We start from the raw sequence: 20,134 nt of genomic DNA, 5'->3' as shown, positions 1-20,134 counted from the left end.
GGATATTCATCGTCGAGAAGGATATGATTATGCCAAATGCACACCCTGACCTGTGGCAGCGCTACCAGGCCACCAAAGCGGCCAGTACCGCGAAATATGCCCGCGATATCGCCGCGGAAATGGGGATCAGCGAAGCCGAGCTGACCGCCGCCCGCCTCGGCCATGATGCCGTGCGCCTGAGCGATGACGCCCGGACGCTGATTGCCGCCCTGGAGCGCGTCGGCGAAACCAAATGCATCTGCCGCAACGAGTATGCCGTGCATGAGCAGGTGGGCCAGTTCACGCACCAGCACCTCAGCGGCCACGCCGGGCTGGTACTGAACCCGCGCGCGCTCGACCTGCGTCTGTTCCTCAGCCAGTGGGCCAGCGCCTTCCATCTGAACGATAATGGCCGCCAGAGCATCCAGTTTTTCGACCACCACGGCGACGCCCTGCTGAAAGTCTATGCGACCACGCAGACCGACATGGCGGCCTGGGACACCCTGATCGCGGAACATCGGGTGGCGGCGCCGGCACCGCTGGCCCTGCGCCCGCTGGAGCCGGTGAAATATGCCGATACCGCCGACGGCGCCGCCCTGGAGAACGACTGGCGCGCGATGACCGACGTTCACCAGTTCTTCGGTCTGCTGCGTAAATATCAGCTTTCCCGCCAGCAGGCTTTCCGTCTGGTGAGCGACGACCTCGCCTGCCGCGTGGATCGCCATGCGCTGCCGTCGCTGCTGGAGACGGTGCGCCAGGAAGGTAATGAAATTATGATTTTCGTCGGCAATCGCGGCTGCGTGCAGATCTTCACCGGCGCCCTGGAAAAGCTGGCCCCCATGCGCGGCTGGCTGAATATCTTCAATACCACTTTTACCCTGCATCTGCGCGAAGAGAGCCTCGATGAAGTGTGGGTGACCCGTAAACCGACCTCAGATGGACACGTCACCAGCGTCGAACTGTTCGCCAAAGATGGCACCCAGATTGCCCAGCTCTATGGCCAGCGCAGCGAAGGCCACCCCGAGCAGGCACAATGGCGCCAGCAGGTAGATCGTCTGACCCGTGAAGGACTGCCCGCATGATGCGCTGGTTACTGCTCTTCATCGCTTTCCCGCTGCTGAGCCACGCTGCCGTTGAGCGACTCGTCACCCTCGGCGGAGATGTCACTGAGATCGTCTATGCCCTTGACGCGGAACAGAGCCTGGTGGCGCGGGACAGCACCAGCAGCTGGCCCCCGGCGGCGCAAAAGCTGCCGGACGTCGGCTACCTGCGGCAGCTGAACGCCGAGGGGATCCTCGCGTTACGCCCGCAGCTGGTATTAGCGAGCGCCCAGGTGCAGCCTTCGCTGGTCTTACACAAAGTACAGGCGAGCGGGGTGAAGGTGGTTAACGTGCCGGGCGGCGAAAGTCTGTCCGCGATCGATAACAAAGTGGCTGTCATTGCCGAAGCGTTAGGCAAAACGGCGGCAGGCGACGCGCTGCGCCAGCAGCTTCAGCAACAGATCGCCGCCATTCCCACGCAGCCGGTTGCTAAGCGGGTGCTGTTTATTCTCAGCCACGGCGGAATGAATACCCTGGTGGCCGGACAGCACACCGCGGCCGATGGCGCCATTCGCGCCGCCGGGCTGCAGAACGCGATGCAGGGCTTCGAGCACTATCGCGCCATGTCGCAGGAAGGGGTCGCCGCCAGCCAGGCGGATCTGGTGGTGATCTCCGCCGATGGTCTCAAAGGGATGGGCGGCGAAGCTGGGCTGTGGAAACTGCCCGGTCTGGCACAGACCCCGGCGGGGCGTCATAAACAGCTGCTGACGATCGACGATATGGCCCTGCTGGGCTTCGGGCCGCGCACACCGCAGGCGATAATCGCGCTGCGAAACAAAGCGGAGCAGTTGCCCTGATGCGCCCTGCCCTCGCCCCCCGTTTGCTGTTGATGACGCTGCTGCTGGTCTCCCTGACGCTGTTTGCCACCACCCTCGGCGCTATGCGCTTGCCGCTGGTCAACCTGCTGCCTTCCGGGGATGAGATGCTGCGCCACATCTGGCTGAGTATCCGTCTGCCGCGGGTGCTGCTGGCCCTGCTGGTGGGCGCGGCGCTGGCCCTCTCCGGTTGCGTGATGCAGGGGCTGTTTCGCAACCCGCTTGCCGACCCGGGCCTGCTGGGCATCAGCAGCGGCGCCGCGCTGGCGGTGGCCAGCTGGCTGGTGCTTCCGTTCTCCGCTACGGGGCTGATCGCCCTGTACATGCCGATGCTGGCGGCGTTTATTGGCAGCCTGGCGGTGATGGTGGTGATTTTCATCCTCAGCCGGGCGGAGGAGGGTTCGCTGTCGCGCCTGCTGCTGGTGGGGATCGCCATCAACGCGCTGTGCGGCGCGCTGGTCGGCGTCCTGTCCTGGCTGAGCAATGACGCCCAGCTGCGCCAGCTGTCGCTGTGGGGAATGGGCAGTCTGGGCCAGGCCGAATGGCCGACGCTGCTGGTGGCCGCGACCTTGATTATCCCGGCGGCGCTGGCGGTGTGGTGGATGGCGTCCCGCCTCAATCTGCTGCAGCTTGGCGATGAAGAGGCACACTATCTCGGGGTCAACGTGCAGGCGCTACAGCGCTGGCTGCTGCTGTGCAGCGCGGTGCTGGTGGCCGCCGCGGTGGCCATCAGCGGAGTCATCGGCTTTATCGGCCTGGTGGTGCCGCACCTGATGCGCCTGTGGCTGGGACCGGACCATCGCGGACTGATCCCCGGCTCGCTGCTGGCCGGCGCGATCCTGCTTCTGCTGGCCGACACCCTGGCCCGCACCGTGGCGGCGCCGGCGGAGATACCGGTCGGTCTGCTCACCAGCCTGCTGGGCGCCCCCTGGTTTCTGTGGCTGGTCTTTCGTCGGGAGAACTCCAGACATGGTTAATGAATACTGCGCCCAGGGGCTGGCGCTTCGCCTCGGCCAGCGGCAGATCATCGACAACGTCTCCGTCGCGCTGCGCGGCGGCGAGATGACGGCGCTTATCGGGCCGAACGGCGCCGGGAAATCCACTCTGCTGCGGCTGTTGACCGGCTATCTGACTCCGGACAGCGGCACCCGCCGTCTTGCAGGCAAGCCGCTGGAGGCCTGGTCCCCCGAGGCGCTGTCGCGCCGGCGGGCGGTCATGCTGCAGCGAACGGCCCTGCAGGCCGACTGGACGGTGGAAACGGTCATTGCCATGGGACGCGCACCGTGGGGCGCGACGGCAGATCCAGCGGTGCTGGCGGCGGTGATGGCCGTCACCGGCTGCGATGGCCTTGCCGGTCGCCGCTATCCCGGCCTCTCCGGCGGCGAGCAGCAGCGGGTACAGCTGGCCCGCTGTCTGGCGCAGCTGTGGCGCGACGGCGCGCCGCAGGGCTGGCTGTTTCTTGATGAGCCCACCTCGGCGCTGGATCTTTACTATCAGCAGCATCTGCTGCGCTTGCTCAAACGGCTCACCGCCGGCGGGCAACTGCATGTCTGCGTGGTGCTGCATGACCTTAACCTCGCCGCCCTGTGGGCCGACCGCATTCTGCTGCTCCACCAGGGCCATCTGGTCGCCCAGGGCACGCCGCAGGAGGTGATCCAGCAGCCGGTTATCCATCGCTGGTACGGGGCGGATGTCCGCCTCGTCCAGCACCCGGACAACGCGGCCCCCCAGGTTTATCTGGCGCCATAATCCCCGCGCGGCGCAACTGGAATCCGGATCGCGCCGCGCTTACGCTTTCTGGCAATAATTGCCTGCATTATATTATTGAGGGTCATTTATATTTAAAATCTATACCAATGGCGTAATAACCCAATGAAATATTTACGACAGCTATTTTTAAATATAAACCATCATTACAGAGAAGATATTTCCCGTATTAATCCAAAAACGACACATTGATTATTTACTGCGCTTAATCAACTCGATACACTGTTTTCTTACTAATGATAATAGAGGGAAGAAGAAGCATGGCTATTCCAGGTAATATGTGGATATACGACGACGGTGGGGCACTAATCAAAGGTGGTTGTGATGTTGCAGACAGGGAGTTCAGCATCGAATTTAAAGGGTTTCATCACAATCTCTCCATTCCCACTGATAATGCCACTGGCAAGCCTACCGGCACTCGTCAGCACTCACCAATGATCATCGTTAAAGAATTCGACTATTCCAGTCCATACCTCTACAAAGCAGTAGCTACTGGTCAGAACCTGAAATCTGCTGAAATCAAATGGTATAAAATCAGCGATGCTGGTCAAGAAGTGGAATACTTCAATATGCTACTTGAAGGCGTCCGAATCGTATCAATATCTCCTACAATGGCTTCCCCAGAAGACAAGAACAACAACCATCTTGAATCTGTCGAACTTAGATATGAGAAGATCACCTGGAAACATTGTGACGGAAATATAATTTTCACCGATGCCTGGAATGAAAGACAAACAGCATAATAGATGAGCAAATGGATACGACAGAAGAACTAAATGGAACCTATTTCTATCACGGACAATCCAATCTTTCGGCTGGTGAACTTTTTGATGTCATTTTTCTTGAACAATTTTGTGACGAACTTGGCATTGGTATTGAATCTGGTGCCGCTATCCTCGCCGGGCAACCTTGGCTAAAAACCAGAACAAAGCCAGGAGAGGCAATAAAAGGAACAAGTGTTGTTTCTAAATATGGAAGGATGCTTCTGAGAAATGCAAAAACTCCATTTGGTATTAGGGTTCCTACACCCGTTGGTGTAAGAATGAGAAAAACGAATAGTCTTGCTGCTGTTATCGCCCGTTATGTTCCGTGGTTAGGTTGGATAGGACTTGTAAACTCAATTTATCAAGTTTCAAGAAAAACTCAGGAAAAATACAACCTAATAGCTCGCCCCAAAGACCGTATACAATGGACATCCTTTTAATGAAAAGCATTCAAGATCAGGTTTTAGACTTGTTTAAAGATGAGATCTCAACCCGTTTAGATAAAAATTGGAAAGAAATCCCATTGGAACTTGATTATGACTTATTTGATGCTCCCGGCGACGATCTGCATGACGCTTTAAATAAATTTGAACAAAAATTTAATGTTGATCTTTCAAGTGTTAAATGGTCGTGTTATTTCCCTTGGGAGAATACTCCAATGCTAACTCGGTGGTTTAAAGTAAAACGAGAAGATGTAGAAAAAACGCGTAAACCTTTAACTATCAAAATGTTTGCCGAATCAGCAAAAGCAGGTAAATGGCTTTACGACTAGCAACCACAAGCCGTTGTCGTAACGAGGTCTACGGCCAGAAGGCAGAACAACATCGACGGCGAACGTAATGTATGAAGACGATCGCGTGGCGGCGGTTCAATCACTGTGACGGTACCCCGCCCCCTCTGCAACTGGAATCCGGATCGCGCCGCGCGCTTTCGTCGGTTTCCCTCACCTGCCCATCTCCGTTATCATGTCTCATCCATGTGATAACGACGACAACTACAAAATCGCAGCCATTTCAAATCAGGGATCTGGATAACACCCCATGAGCACAATTGACAATCTCGACGCCCACACGCCGATGATGCAGCAGTATCTCAAGCTGAAGGCGCAACATCCTGACATTCTACTGTTTTACCGGATGGGGGATTTTTACGAGCTATTTTATGACGATGCGAAACGCGCGTCGCAGCTGCTCGATATATCGCTGACCAAGCGCGGCGCCTCCGCGGGCGAACCCATCCCGATGGCCGGCATCCCCCACCACGCTGTGGAGAACTACCTCGCCAAACTGGTCAATCAGGGCGAGTCGGTGGCCATTTGCGAGCAGATTGGCGATCCGGCCACCACCAAGGGACCGGTCGAGCGTAAAGTGGTGCGTATCGTTACGCCGGGCACCATCAGCGATGAAGCGCTGCTGCAGGAGCGCCAGGACAACCTGCTGGCCGCCATCTGGCAGGACAGCAAGGGCTTTGGCTACGCGACGCTGGATATCAGCTCCGGGCGCTTTCGCCTGAGTGAACCGGCCGACCGCGAAACCATGGCGGCAGAGCTGCAGCGTACTAATCCGGCGGAACTGCTGTATGCGGAAGATTTTGCCGAATCGTCGCTGATCGAGGGCCGCCGCGGTCTGCGCCGTCGCCCGCTGTGGGAATTTGAAATCGACACCGCGCGCCAGCAGCTTAACCTGCAGTTCGGCACCCGCGATCTGGTCGGCTTCGGCGTGGAAAACGCCCCACGCGGCCTGTGCGCCGCCGGCTGCCTGCTGCAGTATGTCAAAGACACTCAGCGCACCTCGCTGCCGCACATCCGTTCCATCACCATGGAACGCCAGCAGGACAGCATCATTATGGATGCCGCCACCCGCCGTAACCTCGAGATCACCCAGAATCTGGCCGGCGGCACCGACAACACCCTGGCCTCGGTACTCGACTGTACGGTGACGCCGATGGGCAGCCGGATGCTCAAGCGCTGGCTGCATATGCCGGTCCGCGATACCGCCGTGCTGGTGGAGCGCCAGCAGACCATCGGCGCGCTACAGGAGCGCTATACCGAGCTGCAGCCGGTGCTGCGCCAGGTCGGCGATCTGGAACGTATTCTGGCGCGTCTGGCGCTGCGTACCGCCCGTCCACGCGATTTAGCCCGCATGCGTCATGCCCTGCAGCAGTTGCCGCTGCTGCGTGAGCTGTTGGCCGACGTTGACCGTCAGCCGGTGCAAAAATTGCGCGAGAAAATGGGCGAGTTCACCGAACTGCGCGAACTGCTGGAGCGCGCGGTGATTGACGCGCCGCCGGTGCTGGTCCGCGACGGCGGAGTCATCGCTCCGGGCTATAGCGAAGAGCTGGACGAGTGGCGGGCGCTGGCCGATGGCGCCACCGATTATCTCGATAAGCTGGAGATCCGCGAGCGCGAGCGGCTGGGCCTCGATACCCTGAAAGTCGGCTACAACGCCGTCCACGGCTACTACATCCAGATTAGCCGCGGCCAGAGCCACCTCGCGCCGATCCACTACGTGCGCCGCCAGACGCTGAAGAACGCCGAACGCTACATTATTCCTGAGCTGAAGGAATACGAAGATAAGGTGCTGACCTCCAAGGGCAAAGCGCTGGCACTGGAAAAACAGCTTTATGACGAACTGTTCGACCTGCTGCTGCCGCATCTCGCCGACCTGCAAACCAGCGCCAGCGCGCTGGCCGAGCTGGACGTGCTGGTCAACCTGGCGGAGCGTGCGGAAACCCTGAACTACTGCTGTCCGACCTTTAGCGATAAGCCGGGCATTCGCATCAGCGAAGGCCGCCATCCGGTGGTCGAGCAGGTGCTGAAAGAGCCGTTTATCGCCAACCCGCTGCAGCTGGCGCCGCAGCGGCGGATGCTGATCATCACCGGGCCGAACATGGGCGGTAAAAGTACCTATATGCGCCAGACCGCGCTGATTGCGCTGCTGGCCTATATCGGCAGCTACGTCCCGGCGCAGAAGGTGGAGATCGGGCCCATCGATCGCATCTTTACCCGCGTCGGCGCGGCGGATGACCTGGCCAGCGGCCGCTCGACCTTTATGGTGGAGATGACTGAAACCGCCAATATTCTGCACAACGCCACCGAGCATAGCCTGGTGCTGATGGATGAGATTGGCCGCGGCACGTCCACCTACGACGGGCTATCGCTGGCGTGGGCCTGTGCGGAAAATCTGGCCAACAAAATCAAGGCGCTGACGCTGTTCGCCACCCACTACTTCGAGCTCACTCAGCTGCCGGAGAAAATGGAAGGCGTCGCCAACGTCCACCTCGACGCGCTGGAGCACGGCGATACCATCGCCTTTATGCACAGCGTGCAGGACGGCGCGGCCAGCAAGAGCTATGGCCTGGCGGTCGCCGCGCTGGCCGGGGTGCCGAAAGAGGTGATCAAGCGCGCGCGGCAGAAACTGCGCGAGCTGGAGAGCATCTCGCCCAACGCGGCGGCGACCCAGGTCGACGGCACGCAGATGTCGCTACTCGCCGCCCCGGAAGAGACCTCGCCTGCGGTTGAGGCGCTGGAGAATCTTGATCCCGACTCCCTGACCCCGCGTCAGGCGCTGGAGTGGATCTACCGTCTGAAAAGCCTGGTTTAGCCACCCATTAAGGTGAAAAACGGCAGCGCCGCTCAGCGCTGCCGTTTTAACAAACTAAAAATGGGTGCTAGAGGATGCGTCCTGACAACCCATACGCGGGGTTGCCCCCGCGCGGATGCTACTTCTTCGATTCGTAAGCGAGAACAGCTTTAAACTCAATATTACGCTCTTTAATACTCAGCTCGCATAGTGAGCTGTGCACCAACAGCGTAAATCCCAGTACCGTAATACAGAGTACGATGATTGCCACAAGGGCATATTTTGTCAGCATATCTTGCCTCCCTGCAAAGAAGAGACTAACATCTGAATTGTCTATGTTCATTCGCTAGCCTCAGTTGATAGAAATATCTCCTGGGGCTTTCGTCTGTCTGGGGTCCTGGTAATGCTCAAGGCCAGACAGCCTCAAGCACCCGCCGCTATTCTATACTCGTCAGGGCGTGAAATTTATCTGCAAGGAATTAATCAGACGGATTTTATAATAATCTGGAAGCAGGCTCGCAAAGTCATCCCAGTATATTAACCCTTCGCGTAATTTTTTAATTTAATGAAAAAATAGCTTCCATGATTGTACTAAATATAAAAAAGGCCCGACTTAGCGGGCCCCTTTCATTAACGCTTATCTTCCGGCAATAGCGGCGGTACTTGTGGCACCTGCGGTGCCTCATCAATATCTTTCTGCGTCATGCGGAACGCTTCCGGATAGTGTTCGCGACTGGTGCGACGCAGCGGCTCGGTATCTCGCCAGGTGTAAAGACAGTGCTGGCACTGATACACGGTCCAGACCCCTTTCACCGGCGAGGTCGCCATGACTTCAATCTTTTCATCGGCGCAACGTGGACAAATCATCTTCTTCTCCTTATTTACGGTTGGCCAGCATAGCGGTCAGTTTTTCAGCCCAGGCTTTGGTTTCCGGCAGATCCTGCACCGGCTGGCTGTAGTGGCCGCGAAGGTCCGGCGCAACCGGGGTGGTGGCGTCGATAATCAGTTTGTCGGTGATGCCTGCCGGGCTGGAGCCTGGGTCAAGTTCAAGGACCGACATGTTCGGCAACTGCACCAGGTCTCCCGCCGGGTTAACCTTCGAGGAGAGCGCCCACATCACCTGTGGCAGGTTGAACGGGTCGACGTCTTCATCAACCATGATCACCATCTTCACATAGCCGAGGCCGTGCGGAGTGGTCATCGCCCGCAGGCCCACCGCGCGGGCAAAACCGCCGTAGCGTTTTTTGGTGGAGATGATCGCCAGCAGACCATGGGTGTACATGGCGTTGACCGCCTGCACTTCCGGGAACTCGGCCTTCAGTTGCTGATACAGCGGCACGCAGGTCGCCGGCCCCATCAGATAATCAATTTCGGTCCACGGCATTCCAAGATAGAGCGATTCAAAAATCGGTTTGCTGCGATACGAGACTTTGTCGATACGCACTACCGTCATGTTACGACCGCCGGAGTAGTGACCGGTAAATTCACCGAACGGCCCCTCGATCTCACGCTTACGCCCTTCAATGACCCCTTCGAGGATCACTTCCGAACCCCAGGGCACGTCAAAGCCGGTCAGCGGCGCGGTGGCGATGGGATACGGGCTCTCGCGCAGCGCGCCAGCCATTTCATATTCTGATTGATCGTATTTCAGCGGCGTGGCGCCCATCAGGGTAATAATCGGGTCGTTACCGAGGGTAATAGCGATCGGCAGATCTTCCCCACGCTCTTCCGCTTTGTGCAGATGCAGCGCGATATCGTGCATCGGCACCGGCTGCAGACCGAGCTTGCGCTTGCCTTTCACTTCCATGCGGTAGATACCGACGTTTTGCTTACCGAAGTTGTCAGGATCAAGCGGATCGCGCGAAACGACACAGGCTTTATCGAGGTAGAAACCGCCGTCACCATCGTTGAGGCGGAACAGTGGCAGAATATCGAACAGGTTGATATCGTCGCCATCCACGGTGTTTTCCGCCCACGCCGGGTTGGCGCGGCGCTCTGGCGTCACCGGGAAGTTATCCCAGCGGCGAATGAATTCATCAATCTGCTTTTTCACCGGCGTGTTGGGCGGCAGGCCCAGCGAGATGGCATGGTTCTGCCACGAGCCGATGGTGTTCATCGTCACGCGGGCGTCGGTAAAGCCGCGAATATTATCGAACCACAGCGCCGGGGCGCCGTCGCCGATGCGTCCGGTGGCATTGGCGGCCGCCGCCAGATCGGGCTCAGCGTTCACCTCTTCACTGATTTTCAGCAGTTGTCCCTGGTCATCCAGCGCCTGCAAAAAGCTGCGCAAATCATCAAAAGCCATTATTCGATCTCCTGTGCAAATTGTTCTGCCGTGCGCAAGCCGTTCCAGCGGCGCGCTTTGTGATAGTCGAGGCCAAACTGATCCAGCACCCGGGTGACGATATGATTGGTGATATCGTCAACCGTCTCCGGGTGGTTGTAGTAAGCTGGCATCGGCGGCACCATCGCCACGCCCATGCGCGACAGCGCCAGCATGTTCTCCAGATGGATCGTGCTGAGCGGCATTTCCCGCGGGACCAGCACCAGCTTGCGCCCCTCTTTGAGCACCACGTCCGCCGCGCGGCCCACCAGCCCTTCGGCATAACCCGCGCGAATGCCTGCCAGCGTTTTCATACTGCAGGGAATAACGATCATGCCGTCGGTACGAAATGAACCGGAAGAGATGGTGGCGGCCTGGTCTGCCGGGCTGTGGGAAAAGTCCGCCAGCGCGGCCACTTCGCGCGCTGTCCAGGGCGTTTCCAGCTCGATGGTGGTTTTGGCCCATTTCGACATCACCAGGTGGGTTTCCACCTCCGGCATATCACGTAGCGCCTGCAGCAATGCCACCCCAAGCGGAGCCCCGGTGGCCCCCGTCATCCCAATAATCAGTTTCATTCCAGACCTCATTCATTTTGTTCGTACACGAACTTTATATTTAAATTACCCTCTCCGGACGGGGATGACAAGATCGTTCGTATACGTGCGCATTTTTAATCAAAAACGCAGAAAGGGTATAAAATGGCGTACGAACGGCTATCATAGAGGTGACAGTTTTGTTACGGAGTATTCATGGAGTTACGAAACGAAGCATTTCACCTGCTGCGCCAGCTTTTTCAACAACATACCGCCCGCTGGCAGCAGGCGTTACCGGACCTGACTAAACCTCAGTATGCGGTGATGCGCTCGGTAGCGGAGCAGCCGGGTATTGAGCAGGTCGTGCTGATTGAAGCGGCGGTCAGTACCAAGGCCACGCTGGCGGAGATGCTCAGCCGGATGGAGGCGCGCGGCCTGGTGCGCCGGGAACACGATCCCGCCGATAAACGCCGCCGTTTTGTCTATCTGACCGAACAAGGCGAGGCGTTGCTTAACCGTTCGATTCCGCAGGGCAATGAGATCGATGACGAGTTTCTCGGCCGCCTGAGCGATGGCGAACGTGAACAGTTCACCCGGCTGGTGCGCAAAATGATGGCGCCCTGAACGGGCGCTTAACCGACCTTCTCGCGCAGGAAGTCAATAAACGCCCTCACCCGGGTCGGCATATGCTGCGCATCGGGATAAAGGGCATACACGCCCTGCTGTGGGAAACGGTATTCCGACAGGAGCGGCACCAGCTCCCGCTGCGCCACTTTTTCGGCTACCAGCCATGCCGGCAGCAAGGCGATGCCGCACCCGGCCAGGGCAAAGCTCATCAGCGCCGTAGCGCTGTCGGCTGAAAAGCGCGGCGCGCTGGCGATGGCGAAATCCACCTCTGTCTGTTGATCCGTGCGCAGCTGCCAGCGCAGCGGCGCCGACAGACGCTCATGAATAATCCAGTCAGCTTGCGCCAGATCGGACAGCGTCTGCACCGGATGGCTTGCCAGCCAGGCCGGAGAGGCGACGGGCAGGATCGCGAAACTGGCTATCCGCGTCGCCCGATAGCGGGAATCGGCCAGCGTACCGAGGCGTATCGCCACATCAAATCGTTCTGAAATGAGGTCCGCATGATGGGAGGAGGAGACGTGGCGCACCCGCAGCGCCGGGTGACGACGGGCAAACGCGGCCAGCGCCGGAATGATAACCTGCGCGCCATACTCCGGCGTGGTGGTGATCCGCAGCTCGCCACTTAAGCCGGTATGGCTGGCCCGCACCTCATCCTGCAGATTTTCCGCCGCTTTCAGCAGCGCCACCCCGCGCTGATAGAACAACGTCCCGGCGTCAGTGAGGCGCAGACGACGCGTAGAGCGCAGCAGCAGGGTCACCCCCAGCTCATTTTCCAGTTGCCGCACGTTAAAGCTGACCACCGCCTTGGTCTGCCCCAGCGCCGCAGCGGCCAGGGTGAAGCTGCCGGCATCCACCACGGCGATAAACATGGTCACACGCTGAAGATTAAGCATCGTCGTCCGGATGATTGTCAAAAATATTCAGACAGTATATCCCGACTAGCCCCGTTTATCCCCCGCAGAACCGGGTTTACAGTAGCCGCCTGTCTGAGGGAGTGAACCATGACCTATCGCCACCGCGTTGCCACCGTTTTTCTGTTCGGCTTTTTTCTCGATTTGATCAATATGTTTATCGCCAGCATCGCCTTCCCGGCCATCAGCCGCGCGCTGGCGGTTTCCGTCTCTCAGCTGGCGTGGGTCAGCAATGCCTATATTCTCGGTCTGACGGTCGTCGTACCGTTCAGTGCCTGGCTTAGTCAGCGCTGGGGGGCGAAACGACTGTTTTTACTCTCGCTGGGGCTGTTCAGCCTCGGCGCGCTGGCGGCAGGGCTTGCCAGCAGTCTCGGCGAGCTGATTTTCTGGCGGACGCTGCAGGGGATGGGCGGCGGGCTGTTAATCCCCCTTGGCCAGGCATTGACGTGGCCGCTGTTTCAGTCGCATGAGCGGGCGAAACTCTCGGCGGCGGTGATGCTGGTCGGCCTGCTGGCGCCAGCCTGCTCGCCGGCGATCGGCGGCCTGTTAGTCGAGGCCTTCAGCTGGCGCTGGGTCTTTTTCGCCAGCCTGCCTGTGGCTCTGCTAACCTTTGTGCTGGCGGTGCGATGGCTGAACGACAGCCCCGGCCCGGTTCGCCCAACTCGCTTTCTTCCGCTGTCGTTGCTGGCCGATCCCCTGCTGCGCTTCGCGATGCTGATCTACCTCTGCGTACCGGGGATGTTTATTGGCGTCAACGTGGTCGGGATGTTCTACCTGCAACGCGTCACCGGGATGGCGCCGGGGGCCATCGGTGCCCTGATGGTGCCCTGGTCGCTGGCCTCGTTCGCCGCCATCACTTTTACCGGCAGGTATTTCAACCGCTTCGGACCACGACCGCTGGTGATGGTTGGCTGCTTGCTACAGGCGGCGGGGATCCTGCTGCTGCTGAAGATCGATGCGCACAGCCCGCTGGCGCTGTTGATTCTGGCCTTTACGCTGATGGGCGGCGGAGGCAGCTTATGCAGCAGTACTGCGCAAAGCAGCGCCTTCCTGCATACGCCTGCCGAAGAGATGCCTGACGCCAGCGCGCTGTGGAATCTGAACCGCCAGCTCAGCTTCTTTGCCGGCAGCGCGCTGCTCGCCCTGCTGCTGAGGGTGTTCCCGCCGGTCTACGCCTGGCAGGGGGTGTTTATTAGCGCCGCTGCCATCACCCTGTTGCCGCTGCTGTTTTGCCTGCGGCTGAACAATCGGGCGATTATCCATCGCCTGCACACCACTCTGGAGAAGTCATGAACCCTTATCTGCAGGAAGTCCTCGACGCCCATGTCCTTATTGAACGCTGGTTAAGCCAGGGGGAAGGAAGCGCTGAGGCGCTGATGACACGTTTTGCCGCCGAATTCATCATGATCCCTCCGGGCGGCGAGAAGATGGACTACCCGGCGGTGAGCCGTTTTTTCCACCATGCGGGGGCAACCCGTCCGGGATTACACATCGCGGTGGATCAGGCGAAAATCATTAGCGAATGGCACGACGGCGCCGCAGTGCTATACCGTGAAAGCCAAACGCTGGCGGATGGCAGTGAGAACGTACGCTGGTCGACGGCGATTTTTCAGCAAGCGGAAGGAAAAATGATCTGGCGTCATCTGCAGGAAACCCGCCTCGGCTAGCGCAAAGAAAAAGGCCCCGACTGTCGAGGGGGCCTTTTTGAGAGAAAAGATCTTATTCGCGGAAGAGCGCTTCGATATTCAGCCCCTGCCCCTGCAGAATTTCCCGCAGGCGACGCAGACCTTCCACCTGGATCTGCCGCACACGCTCGCGGGTGAGGCCAATTTCACGGCCCACATCTTCCAGCGTGGCTGCTTCATAACCCAGCAGACCGAAACGACGCGCCAGAACTTCACGCTGCTTGGCGTTCAGTTCGAACAGCCATTTGACGATGCTTTGCTTCATATCATCGTCCTGCGTGGTGTCTTCCGGGCCGTTCTCTTTCTCATCGGCCAGAATATCCAGCAGCGCTTTTTCTGAATCGCCACCCAGCGGAGTATCCACGGAGGTGATGCGCTCGTTCAGACGCAGCATACGGCTGACGTCATCGACCGGTTTGTCCAGCTGTTCGGCAATCTCTTCCGCACTCGGCTCGTGGTCCAGCTTATGGGACAACTCGCGCGCGGTACGCAGATAGACGTTCAGCTCTTTAACAATGTGGATCGGCAAACGGATCGTACGGGTTTGGTTCATGATCGCCCGTTCAATAGTCTGGCGGATCCACCAGGTCGCATAGGTCGAAAAACGGAACCCACGTTCCGGGTCAAACTTTTCAACGGCGCGGATCAGACCGAGGTTACCTTCTTCAATCAGATCCAGCAGCGCCAGACCACGATTGCTGTAACGACGGGCAATCTTCACCACCAGACGCAGGTTGCTTTCAATCATGCGACGGCGTGAAGCGACATCACCACGCAGTGCGCGACGCGCGAAATAGACTTCCTCTTCCGCGGTCAGCAGTGGGGAATAACCAATCTCTCCAAGATAAAGCTGAGTGGCGTCAAGTACGCGTTGTGTTGCGCCTTGCGACAGTAGCTCTTCCTCAGCCAGATCGCTATCACTGGGTTCCTCTTCTACTAAGGCCTTCTCGTCGAAAACCTCAATTCCGTTCTCATCAAATTCCGCGTCTTCATTTAAATCATGAACTTTCAGCGTATTCTGACTCATAAAGGTGGCTCCTACCCGTGATCCCTGAGCAAAGCACCTTCCACGGCACATCAACAAACGACGCCTGGACGATTTCCCCTGCCCTCTCTGTGAGAGAGGACGTAGACACCGCCCTGGCGCCTGTTAGCTGATGCTTCGCTTATCCGTACTTTGCCAAATTATCGCTGCGGTAAGTACTGCAGCGGGTTGACGGATTTCCCCTTGTAACGAATTTCAAAATGTAATCTTGTTGAACTGGTTCCGGTGCTACCCATGGTAGCGATTTTCTGCCCCGCTTTGACTTCCTGTTGCTCCCGAACCAGCATGGTATCGTTATGAGCGTAGGCACTCAGGTAATCATCGTTGTGTTTGATGATAATAAGATTACCGTAGCCGCGCAGTGCGTTACCGGCATAGACGACACGCCCATCGGCGGTCGCGACAATAGCCTGTCCCTTACTGCCTGCAATGTCGATACCTTTATTGCCGCCTTCCGCGCCGCTAAAGTTCTCGATAACCTTGCCATCAGTCGGCCAGCGCCATGATGAGATCGGCGAACTGGTTGACGTACTGCTTGCAGTCGGCTGGGTTGTGCTCACCGTTGTTGGTGCCGTCACCGGCGCGACAACCGTTGTGGTCGTGGACGCTGGTTTATTATTAGGCAACATCTTGGTAGCACTCTGTTCACCTGAAGATTCAGAATACGTAATAGTCGGTTGTGAAGCAACCACCGCGGTCGATTTTTGTGCAGAAGTTGTGGTGGCTGTCGCACCGCCGCTCGCCCTTGCGCTGGCCTGAGAAACGGCGTTTTCACCGGTGATCGGCTGGCCTGAGGCGTTGCCGACCTGCAGCACCTGACCCACGTTCAGCGCGTACGGGGCCGGGACATTGTTGCGTTGCGCCAGGTCACGGAAATCGTTGCCGGTGACCCACGCGATATAGAACAGCGTGTCGCCGCGTTTGACCGTATAGGTACTGCCGCCGGTGTAGCTACCTTTCGGAATATCGCCATATTTGCGGTTGTAAACGATCTTACCGTTCACCGTCTGCACCGGCTCCTGCGCCATCGGCGTCGGCTGCGGCTGAATGGTCTGGGTCTGTACCGGCTGGATCGGCTGCGCCTGAGGAGCAGACTTGACGCCGGAGGATGGCGGCGTAATCAGCATGCCGGAGTTGGTGCTGGAAGAGGCGGCACCGCCGGCAGAGCTAACCGGCGCTGGCGGATTATTGGTGTTGGTACACCCGGCCAGCCAGAGTGAAACCAGTGAAAGAGCCGCAATACGGCTGACGGTAAATTTGGTGCTTCCCGCGCTCATTTATCCCCCAGGAATATGTTAACTGCCAATATCTTGCTTACCGGGCGGCGCCCGGCCAGGACACTGAAAAATGCGTCCACCCTACGCCTAAAGTCAGGCAAAAAAACCTGGAATAATCCGGGTCTCAGGCCAGCTCCCCCTTCACCAGGGGAACAAAGCGAACGGCCTCGACGGTATCAATGATAAATTCGTTGCCCCGGCGACGGATCCGTTTGAGAAACTGATGCTCTTCGCCAACCGGCAGCACCAGCACGCCTTCGTCATCCAGCTGCGCCAGCAGCGCGGTTGGAATCTCTGGCGGCGCCGCCGTCACAATAATGGCATCAAACGGCGCCCGTGCCTGCCAACCTTGCCACCCATCGCCATGACGGGTTGAAACATTATGTAAATCAAGTTGTTTCAGGCGACGACGCGCCTGCCACTGTAAACTCTTAATCCGCTCCACCGAGCAAACGTGATGCACCAGGTGCGCCAGGATGGCCGTCTGGTAGCCGGAACCAGTGCCGATCTCCAGCACGCGCGACTCCGGCGTCAGCGTCAGCAGCTCGGTCATCCGCGCCACCATGTAAGGCTGGGAGATGGTCTGCCCCTGGCCAATCGGCAGCGCGGTGTTTTCCCACGCTTTATGTTCAAAGGCTTCATCAACAAATTTTTCGCGCGGGACCCGCGCGATCGCCTCGAGGACACGCTCATCGACGATGCCCTGCGTGCGCAGTTGATTCAACAAACTTTCAACACGTTTACTTACCATTGCCCGTCAACCCCGACACGTTCCAGCCAATCGCTGACTACCTCATGCGCCTGATGGGCGGTTAAATCGACGTGCAATGGCGTCACGGAAACATAGCCTTCATCCACTGCCGCAAAATCGGTGCCCGGCCCGGCATCGCGCTTATCGCCCGGCGGGCCAATCCAGTACAGGGTGTTGCCGCGCGGATCTTTTTGCGGGATCACCTGGTCGGCCGGATGGCGGTTGCCGCAGCGAGTCACGCGAATTCCCTTGATTTGATCAAGCGGGAGATCCGGCACGTTGATGTTAAGGATCCGCCCGGTACGCAGCGGCTCGCGGCTTAAGGCGCGCAGAATGGTGCAGGTTACCGCCGCGGCGGTATCGTAATGCTGATAGCCGTTCAGCGACACGGCCAGCGCGGGGAACCCCAGATGGCGACCTTCCATCGCTGCGGCCACGGTGCCGGAATAGATGACGTCATCGCCCAGGTTGGGACCCGCGTTAATGCCGGAAACGACGATGTCCGGACGCGGGCGCATCAGCGCGTTCACGCCGAGATAGACACAGTCGGTCGGGGTGCCCATCTGGACGGCGATGTCGCCATTTTCAAAGGTAAACGTACGCAGGGATGATTCCAGCGTCAGCGAATTCGAGGCTCCGCTGCGGTTACGATCGGGTGCAACAACCTGGACCTCGGCAAACTCCCTTAAGGCCTTTGCCAGGGTCTGTATCCCCGGCGCATGGATCCCGTCATCGTTACTCAGCAATATTCGCATAGTCACCCGTTGTATTGATAAGCTCCCTGACCACGCTGGTGGCGAAGCTGCCCGCCGGCAGCCAGAAACGCAGTTCAACGGTTACGTCATCCCACCAGTTCCAGCTAAGCTGCTGCGGATAGAGGAGCATCGCCCGGCGCGCCGCCTCAACTTTCTCCCGCACCAACAGCGCCTGCAGCGACGTTTCTTCGGCGATGGCGGCCTGCTCGGCGGCCAGAGCGTCGCGCTGGCTTCCCCAGTCGCCGCTGCCCGGCAGCGCAGCCGTGATCATCAGTTCGCGGTTGTGCACCCGCGCCTGCGAAACCTCGAGTTCTTCCGGTGTGACGACAAACCAGCTCCCACGCCCCGCTAATTGTAGCGCATCGCCATCAACAACCTGATTAAATTCCGTTTTTTTTAATCTAATACTGACTTGCTGATTAAACAACGCACTGCGGGCCGCCGACAACCAAAAACTGCGCTTATTGCGATCGCGCACCGGCGCGTCGCTTTCCGCCCAGCGCAACGCGCCCTGCAGATTACTGCCGCCAATGCCAAAGCGCTGCGCGCCGAAATAGTTCGGTACGCCCCGTTCAGCGATGGCCTGCAGACGCGTCTCCACGTCCTGGCGATGGCTAATCTCGCGCAGGATCACGGTAAACTGGTTGCCTTTCAGCGCGCCTAAACGCAGCTTACGCTTATGGCGGGCATATTCCAGTACCTGGCAGCCCTCGAGCTGAAATTTGCTCAGGTCCGGCATCTCTTTGCCGGGCACCCGCGCGCACAGCCACTGCTCGGTGACGGCGTGCTTATCCTTTTGCCCGGCGAAGCTCACTTCACGGGCGTGGATCTTGAGGAATTTCGCCAGCGCGTCGGCGACAAAGCGCGTATTGCAGCCGTTTTTCAGGATCCGCACCAGCACATGTTCGCCTTCGCCGTCCGGCGCAAAGCCCAGATCTTCCACTACCAGAAAATCTTCCGGATTGGCTTTCAGCAGCCCGCTGCTCTGCGGCTTGCCGTGCAGCCAGGTCAGTTGGTCAAAGGCGATCATTTTTCGGCCTTACGCAGCAGCGCGACCGCTTCGCAGGCGATCCCTTCCCCGCGGCCGGTGAAGCCCAGCTTCTCGGTGGTGGTCGCTTTCACGTTGACGTCGTCCATATGGCAGCCGAGATCTTCCGCGATAAAGACGCGCATCTGCGGAATATGCGGCAGCATCTTCGGCGCCTGGGCGATAATGGTGACGTCGACGTTGCCGAGCGTATAGCCTTTGGCCTGAATACGACGCCACGCTTCGCGCAGCAGTTCGCGGCTATCGGCGCCTTTAAACGCCGGATCGGTATCGGGGAACAGTTTGCCGATATCGCCGAGCGCCGCGGCGCCCAGCAGCGCGTCGGTCAGCGCATGCAGCGCGACGTCGCCGTCGGAGTGGGCCAGCAGCCCTTTTTCATAAGGAATGCGTACCCCGCCAATAATGATTGGGCCTTCACCGCCAAAAGCGTGTACGTCAAAACCATGTCCAATTCGCATTAAGCTTTCTCCTGGTGTCGGGAACGGGTGAGGTAAAATTCAGCCAGCGCCAGGTCTTCCGGGCGCGTCACTTTAATATTATCCGCGCGACCGGCGACCAGTTGCGGATGGAAGCCGCAGTACTCCAGCGCCGAGGCTTCATCAGTGATGGTCGCCCCCTCGTTCAGCGCCCGGGTGAGGCAATCCACCAGCAGCTCGCGAGGGAAAAATTGCGGGGTGAGCGCATGCCACAGGTCATTACGATCGACGGTATGGGCGATAGCGGTTTTGCCCGGCTCGGCGCGCTTCATGGTGTCGCGCACCGGCGCCGCGAGGATCCCGCCGACACGGCTGGTTTCGCTGAGCGCCAGCAGACGGCTGAGGTCGTCCTGATGCAGGCAGGGGCGCGCGGCGTCATGCACCAGCACCCACTGCGCCTCCGGCAACGCCTTCAGGCCCGCGAGCACGGAATCGGCGCGCTCGGCGCCGCCATCCACGACGGTAATTTGCGGGTGCTGCGCCAGCGGTAGCTGGCTGAAGCGCCGATCGCCGGGGCTGACGGCAATCACCACGCGCTGGACGCACGCATTCGCCAGCAGTGCGGCGACGGCATGTTCGAGAATCGTTTTGTTACCGATTGAGAGATATTGTTTCGGGCATTCCGTTTGCATGCGGCGGCCAAAACCGGCTGCCGGCACCACGGCGCAAACGCCCGGAAAAGTGGCTGCCATGTCGT

General features: G+C 58.9%; 23 protein-coding genes. 11 read left to right on the top strand and 12 right to left on the bottom strand.

Going from position 1 to position 20,134, the window contains the following annotated elements:
* Nucleotides 1-29: 29 nt before the first annotated feature.
* The 8 genes from HMPREF3142_RS15065 to mutS all read left to right on the top strand — a co-directional run bounded on the left by HMPREF3142_RS15065 (nucleotide 30) and on the right by mutS (nucleotide 8,027).
* A complete protein-coding gene (locus HMPREF3142_RS15065; RefSeq protein ID WP_012540747.1) occupies nucleotides 30-1,061 on the top strand; it encodes a hemin-degrading factor in 1,032 nt (343 codons plus the stop codon).
* On the top strand, nucleotides 1,058-1,876 hold the full coding sequence (locus tag HMPREF3142_RS15060; protein ID WP_070612186.1) for a heme/hemin ABC transporter substrate-binding protein: 819 nt from the start codon (nucleotides 1,058-1,060) through the stop codon (nucleotides 1,874-1,876). Before HMPREF3142_RS15065 ends, HMPREF3142_RS15060 begins: the two co-directional genes overlap by 4 nt.
* Complete coding sequence (locus HMPREF3142_RS15055) at nucleotides 1,876-2,871, top strand: FecCD family ABC transporter permease (protein WP_064166571.1); 996 nt, start codon at nucleotides 1,876-1,878, stop codon at nucleotides 2,869-2,871. The genes HMPREF3142_RS15060 and HMPREF3142_RS15055 overlap by 1 nt, the downstream gene beginning before the upstream one ends.
* Entirely contained in the window at nucleotides 2,864-3,643 is a 780-nt protein-coding gene (locus HMPREF3142_RS15050; RefSeq protein WP_023323188.1) for a heme ABC transporter ATP-binding protein, read from the top strand. The genes HMPREF3142_RS15055 and HMPREF3142_RS15050 overlap by 8 nt, the downstream gene beginning before the upstream one ends.
* Before the next feature lie 278 nt (nucleotides 3,644-3,921).
* Nucleotides 3,922-4,404, top strand: a complete 483-nt coding sequence (locus HMPREF3142_RS15045; RefSeq protein ID WP_002915094.1) for an Hcp family type VI secretion system effector — start codon at nucleotides 3,922-3,924, stop codon at nucleotides 4,402-4,404.
* An 11-nt stretch (nucleotides 4,405-4,415) separates the two neighbouring features.
* A complete protein-coding gene (locus HMPREF3142_RS28010) occupies nucleotides 4,416-4,865 on the top strand; it encodes an STM2901 family protein (protein WP_004188736.1) in 450 nt (149 codons plus the stop codon).
* Nucleotides 4,850-5,197 carry a DUF1493 family protein gene (locus HMPREF3142_RS15040; RefSeq protein ID WP_008806210.1) on the top strand — a complete coding sequence of 116 codons (348 nt, stop codon included), beginning with the start codon at nucleotides 4,850-4,852 and terminating at the stop codon, nucleotides 5,195-5,197. Before HMPREF3142_RS28010 ends, HMPREF3142_RS15040 begins: the two co-directional genes overlap by 16 nt.
* Before the next feature lie 268 nt (nucleotides 5,198-5,465).
* Nucleotides 5,466-8,027 carry a DNA mismatch repair protein MutS gene (mutS, locus tag HMPREF3142_RS15035; RefSeq protein WP_012967342.1) on the top strand — a complete coding sequence of 854 codons (2,562 nt, stop codon included), beginning with the start codon at nucleotides 5,466-5,468 and terminating at the stop codon, nucleotides 8,025-8,027.
* 118 nt (nucleotides 8,028-8,145) lie between these two features.
* On the opposite strand, the gene HMPREF3142_RS15030 is transcribed toward mutS, so the two are convergent.
* From HMPREF3142_RS15030 to HMPREF3142_RS15015, 4 genes are all read right to left on the bottom strand, one after another.
* Nucleotides 8,146-8,298: a Hok/Gef family protein gene (locus HMPREF3142_RS15030; protein ID WP_002915097.1), complete on the bottom strand. Its 153-nt coding sequence runs from the start codon at nucleotides 8,296-8,298 to the stop codon at nucleotides 8,146-8,148.
* A 338-nt stretch (nucleotides 8,299-8,636) separates the two neighbouring features.
* A complete protein-coding gene (locus HMPREF3142_RS15025; RefSeq protein WP_049162931.1) occupies nucleotides 8,637-8,873 on the bottom strand; it encodes a non-oxidative hydroxyarylic acid decarboxylases subunit D in 237 nt (78 codons plus the stop codon).
* Nucleotides 8,874-8,883: 10 nt separating this feature from the next.
* On the bottom strand, nucleotides 8,884-10,311 hold the full coding sequence (locus HMPREF3142_RS15020; RefSeq protein WP_004205612.1) for a non-oxidative hydroxyarylic acid decarboxylases subunit C: 1,428 nt from the start codon (nucleotides 10,309-10,311) through the stop codon (nucleotides 8,884-8,886).
* A complete protein-coding gene (locus HMPREF3142_RS15015; RefSeq protein ID WP_002915099.1) occupies nucleotides 10,311-10,904 on the bottom strand; it encodes a non-oxidative hydroxyarylic acid decarboxylases subunit B in 594 nt (197 codons plus the stop codon). Before HMPREF3142_RS15015 ends, HMPREF3142_RS15020 begins: the two co-directional genes overlap by 1 nt.
* A 174-nt stretch (nucleotides 10,905-11,078) precedes the next feature.
* Here HMPREF3142_RS15015 and HMPREF3142_RS15010 point away from each other — a divergent pair, with 174 nt between their 5' ends.
* On the top strand, nucleotides 11,079-11,486 hold the full coding sequence (locus HMPREF3142_RS15010; protein WP_008806213.1) for a MarR family winged helix-turn-helix transcriptional regulator: 408 nt from the start codon (nucleotides 11,079-11,081) through the stop codon (nucleotides 11,484-11,486).
* Between the two features lie 8 nt (nucleotides 11,487-11,494).
* Here HMPREF3142_RS15010 and HMPREF3142_RS15005 read toward each other — a convergent pair whose 3' ends face one another.
* Nucleotides 11,495-12,382 (bottom strand): LysR family transcriptional regulator, encoded by an 888-nt coding sequence (locus HMPREF3142_RS15005; RefSeq protein WP_064166573.1) that lies wholly within the window; start codon nucleotides 12,380-12,382, stop codon nucleotides 11,495-11,497.
* A 108-nt stretch (nucleotides 12,383-12,490) separates the two neighbouring features.
* Here HMPREF3142_RS15005 and HMPREF3142_RS15000 point away from each other — a divergent pair, with 108 nt between their 5' ends.
* Together HMPREF3142_RS15000 and HMPREF3142_RS14995 are read left to right on the top strand one after the other, a co-directional pair.
* A complete protein-coding gene (locus HMPREF3142_RS15000) occupies nucleotides 12,491-13,693 on the top strand; it encodes an MFS transporter (RefSeq protein ID WP_064176443.1) in 1,203 nt (400 codons plus the stop codon).
* Entirely contained in the window at nucleotides 13,690-14,067 is a 378-nt protein-coding gene (locus HMPREF3142_RS14995) for a DUF4440 domain-containing protein (protein ID WP_032731156.1), read from the top strand. Before HMPREF3142_RS15000 ends, HMPREF3142_RS14995 begins: the two co-directional genes overlap by 4 nt.
* A gap of 52 nt (nucleotides 14,068-14,119) precedes the next feature.
* On the opposite strand, the gene rpoS is transcribed toward HMPREF3142_RS14995, so the two are convergent.
* From rpoS to ispD, 7 genes are all read right to left on the bottom strand, one after another.
* Nucleotides 14,120-15,112 (bottom strand): RNA polymerase sigma factor RpoS, encoded by a 993-nt coding sequence (rpoS, locus tag HMPREF3142_RS14990; RefSeq protein WP_002915106.1) that lies wholly within the window; start codon nucleotides 15,110-15,112, stop codon nucleotides 14,120-14,122.
* A gap of 158 nt (nucleotides 15,113-15,270) precedes the next feature.
* Nucleotides 15,271-16,407, bottom strand: a complete 1,137-nt coding sequence (gene nlpD / locus HMPREF3142_RS14985) for a murein hydrolase activator NlpD (protein ID WP_016161719.1) — start codon at nucleotides 16,405-16,407, stop codon at nucleotides 15,271-15,273.
* A 124-nt stretch (nucleotides 16,408-16,531) separates the two neighbouring features.
* Nucleotides 16,532-17,158 (bottom strand): protein-L-isoaspartate(D-aspartate) O-methyltransferase, encoded by a 627-nt coding sequence (locus HMPREF3142_RS14980; RefSeq protein ID WP_008806219.1) that lies wholly within the window; start codon nucleotides 17,156-17,158, stop codon nucleotides 16,532-16,534.
* On the bottom strand, nucleotides 17,152-17,913 hold the full coding sequence (gene surE / locus HMPREF3142_RS14975; RefSeq protein ID WP_012540737.1) for a 5'/3'-nucleotidase SurE: 762 nt from the start codon (nucleotides 17,911-17,913) through the stop codon (nucleotides 17,152-17,154). Before surE ends, HMPREF3142_RS14980 begins: the two co-directional genes overlap by 7 nt.
* Nucleotides 17,894-18,943 carry a tRNA pseudouridine(13) synthase TruD gene (gene truD, locus HMPREF3142_RS14970; protein ID WP_012540736.1) on the bottom strand — a complete coding sequence of 350 codons (1,050 nt, stop codon included), beginning with the start codon at nucleotides 18,941-18,943 and terminating at the stop codon, nucleotides 17,894-17,896. Before truD ends, surE begins: the two co-directional genes overlap by 20 nt.
* Nucleotides 18,940-19,419, bottom strand: coding sequence for a 2-C-methyl-D-erythritol 2,4-cyclodiphosphate synthase (gene ispF, locus HMPREF3142_RS14965; RefSeq protein WP_008806222.1), 480 nt, complete (start codon nucleotides 19,417-19,419; stop codon nucleotides 18,940-18,942). The genes truD and ispF overlap by 4 nt, the downstream gene beginning before the upstream one ends.
* Nucleotides 19,419-20,129, bottom strand: a complete 711-nt coding sequence (ispD, locus tag HMPREF3142_RS14960; RefSeq protein WP_008806223.1) for a 2-C-methyl-D-erythritol 4-phosphate cytidylyltransferase — start codon at nucleotides 20,127-20,129, stop codon at nucleotides 19,419-19,421. The genes ispF and ispD overlap by 1 nt, the downstream gene beginning before the upstream one ends.
* Nucleotides 20,130-20,134 lie beyond the last annotated feature (5 nt).

Source organism: Klebsiella sp. HMSC16C06 (genome assembly GCF_001808325.1).
Lineage (GTDB): Bacteria > Pseudomonadota > Gammaproteobacteria > Enterobacterales > Enterobacteriaceae > Klebsiella > Klebsiella variicola.
Note: the sequence above shows the minus strand (reverse complement) of the source record. Positions and strands in the feature narration are given on the sequence as shown.

Bases quoted from the DNA above. Each gene is read 5' to 3' on its own strand.
- HMPREF3142_RS15000 (WP_064176443.1), top strand. From the start codon at position 12,491: ATGACCTATCGCCACCGCGTTGCCACCGTTTTTCTGTTCGGCTTTTTT.
- HMPREF3142_RS15050 (WP_023323188.1), top strand. From the start codon at position 2,864: ATGGTTAATGAATACTGCGCCCAGGGGCTGGCGCTTCGCCTCGGCCAG.
- HMPREF3142_RS15020 (WP_004205612.1), bottom strand. From the start codon at position 10,311: ATGGCTTTTGATGATTTGCGCAGCTTTTTGCAGGCGCTGGATGACCAG.
- HMPREF3142_RS14980 (WP_008806219.1), bottom strand. From the start codon at position 17,158: ATGGTAAGTAAACGTGTTGAAAGTTTGTTGAATCAACTGCGCACGCAG.
- HMPREF3142_RS15065 (WP_012540747.1), top strand. From the start codon at position 30: ATGCCAAATGCACACCCTGACCTGTGGCAGCGCTACCAGGCCACCAAA.
- nlpD (WP_016161719.1), bottom strand. From the start codon at position 16,407: ATGAGCGCGGGAAGCACCAAATTTACCGTCAGCCGTATTGCGGCTCTT.
- HMPREF3142_RS28010 (WP_004188736.1), top strand. From the start codon at position 4,416: ATGGATACGACAGAAGAACTAAATGGAACCTATTTCTATCACGGACAA.
- truD (WP_012540736.1), bottom strand. From the start codon at position 18,943: ATGATCGCCTTTGACCAACTGACCTGGCTGCACGGCAAGCCGCAGAGC.
- HMPREF3142_RS15045 (WP_002915094.1), top strand. From the start codon at position 3,922: ATGGCTATTCCAGGTAATATGTGGATATACGACGACGGTGGGGCACTA.
- ispF (WP_008806222.1), bottom strand. From the start codon at position 19,419: ATGCGAATTGGACATGGTTTTGACGTACACGCTTTTGGCGGTGAAGGC.
- HMPREF3142_RS15025 (WP_049162931.1), bottom strand. From the start codon at position 8,873: ATGATTTGTCCACGTTGCGCCGATGAAAAGATTGAAGTCATGGCGACC.
- HMPREF3142_RS15040 (WP_008806210.1), top strand. From the start codon at position 4,850: ATGGACATCCTTTTAATGAAAAGCATTCAAGATCAGGTTTTAGACTTG.
- mutS (WP_012967342.1), top strand. From the start codon at position 5,466: ATGAGCACAATTGACAATCTCGACGCCCACACGCCGATGATGCAGCAG.
- ispD (WP_008806223.1), bottom strand. From the start codon at position 20,129: ATGGCAGCCACTTTTCCGGGCGTTTGCGCCGTGGTGCCGGCAGCCGGT.
- HMPREF3142_RS14995 (WP_032731156.1), top strand. From the start codon at position 13,690: ATGAACCCTTATCTGCAGGAAGTCCTCGACGCCCATGTCCTTATTGAA.
- HMPREF3142_RS15005 (WP_064166573.1), bottom strand. From the start codon at position 12,382: ATGCTTAATCTTCAGCGTGTGACCATGTTTATCGCCGTGGTGGATGCC.
- HMPREF3142_RS15060 (WP_070612186.1), top strand. From the start codon at position 1,058: ATGATGCGCTGGTTACTGCTCTTCATCGCTTTCCCGCTGCTGAGCCAC.
- HMPREF3142_RS15015 (WP_002915099.1), bottom strand. From the start codon at position 10,904: ATGAAACTGATTATTGGGATGACGGGGGCCACCGGGGCTCCGCTTGGG.
- rpoS (WP_002915106.1), bottom strand. From the start codon at position 15,112: ATGAGTCAGAATACGCTGAAAGTTCATGATTTAAATGAAGACGCGGAA.
- HMPREF3142_RS15010 (WP_008806213.1), top strand. From the start codon at position 11,079: ATGGAGTTACGAAACGAAGCATTTCACCTGCTGCGCCAGCTTTTTCAA.
- HMPREF3142_RS15030 (WP_002915097.1), bottom strand. From the start codon at position 8,298: ATGCTGACAAAATATGCCCTTGTGGCAATCATCGTACTCTGTATTACG.
- surE (WP_012540737.1), bottom strand. From the start codon at position 17,913: ATGCGAATATTGCTGAGTAACGATGACGGGATCCATGCGCCGGGGATA.
- HMPREF3142_RS15055 (WP_064166571.1), top strand. From the start codon at position 1,876: ATGCGCCCTGCCCTCGCCCCCCGTTTGCTGTTGATGACGCTGCTGCTG.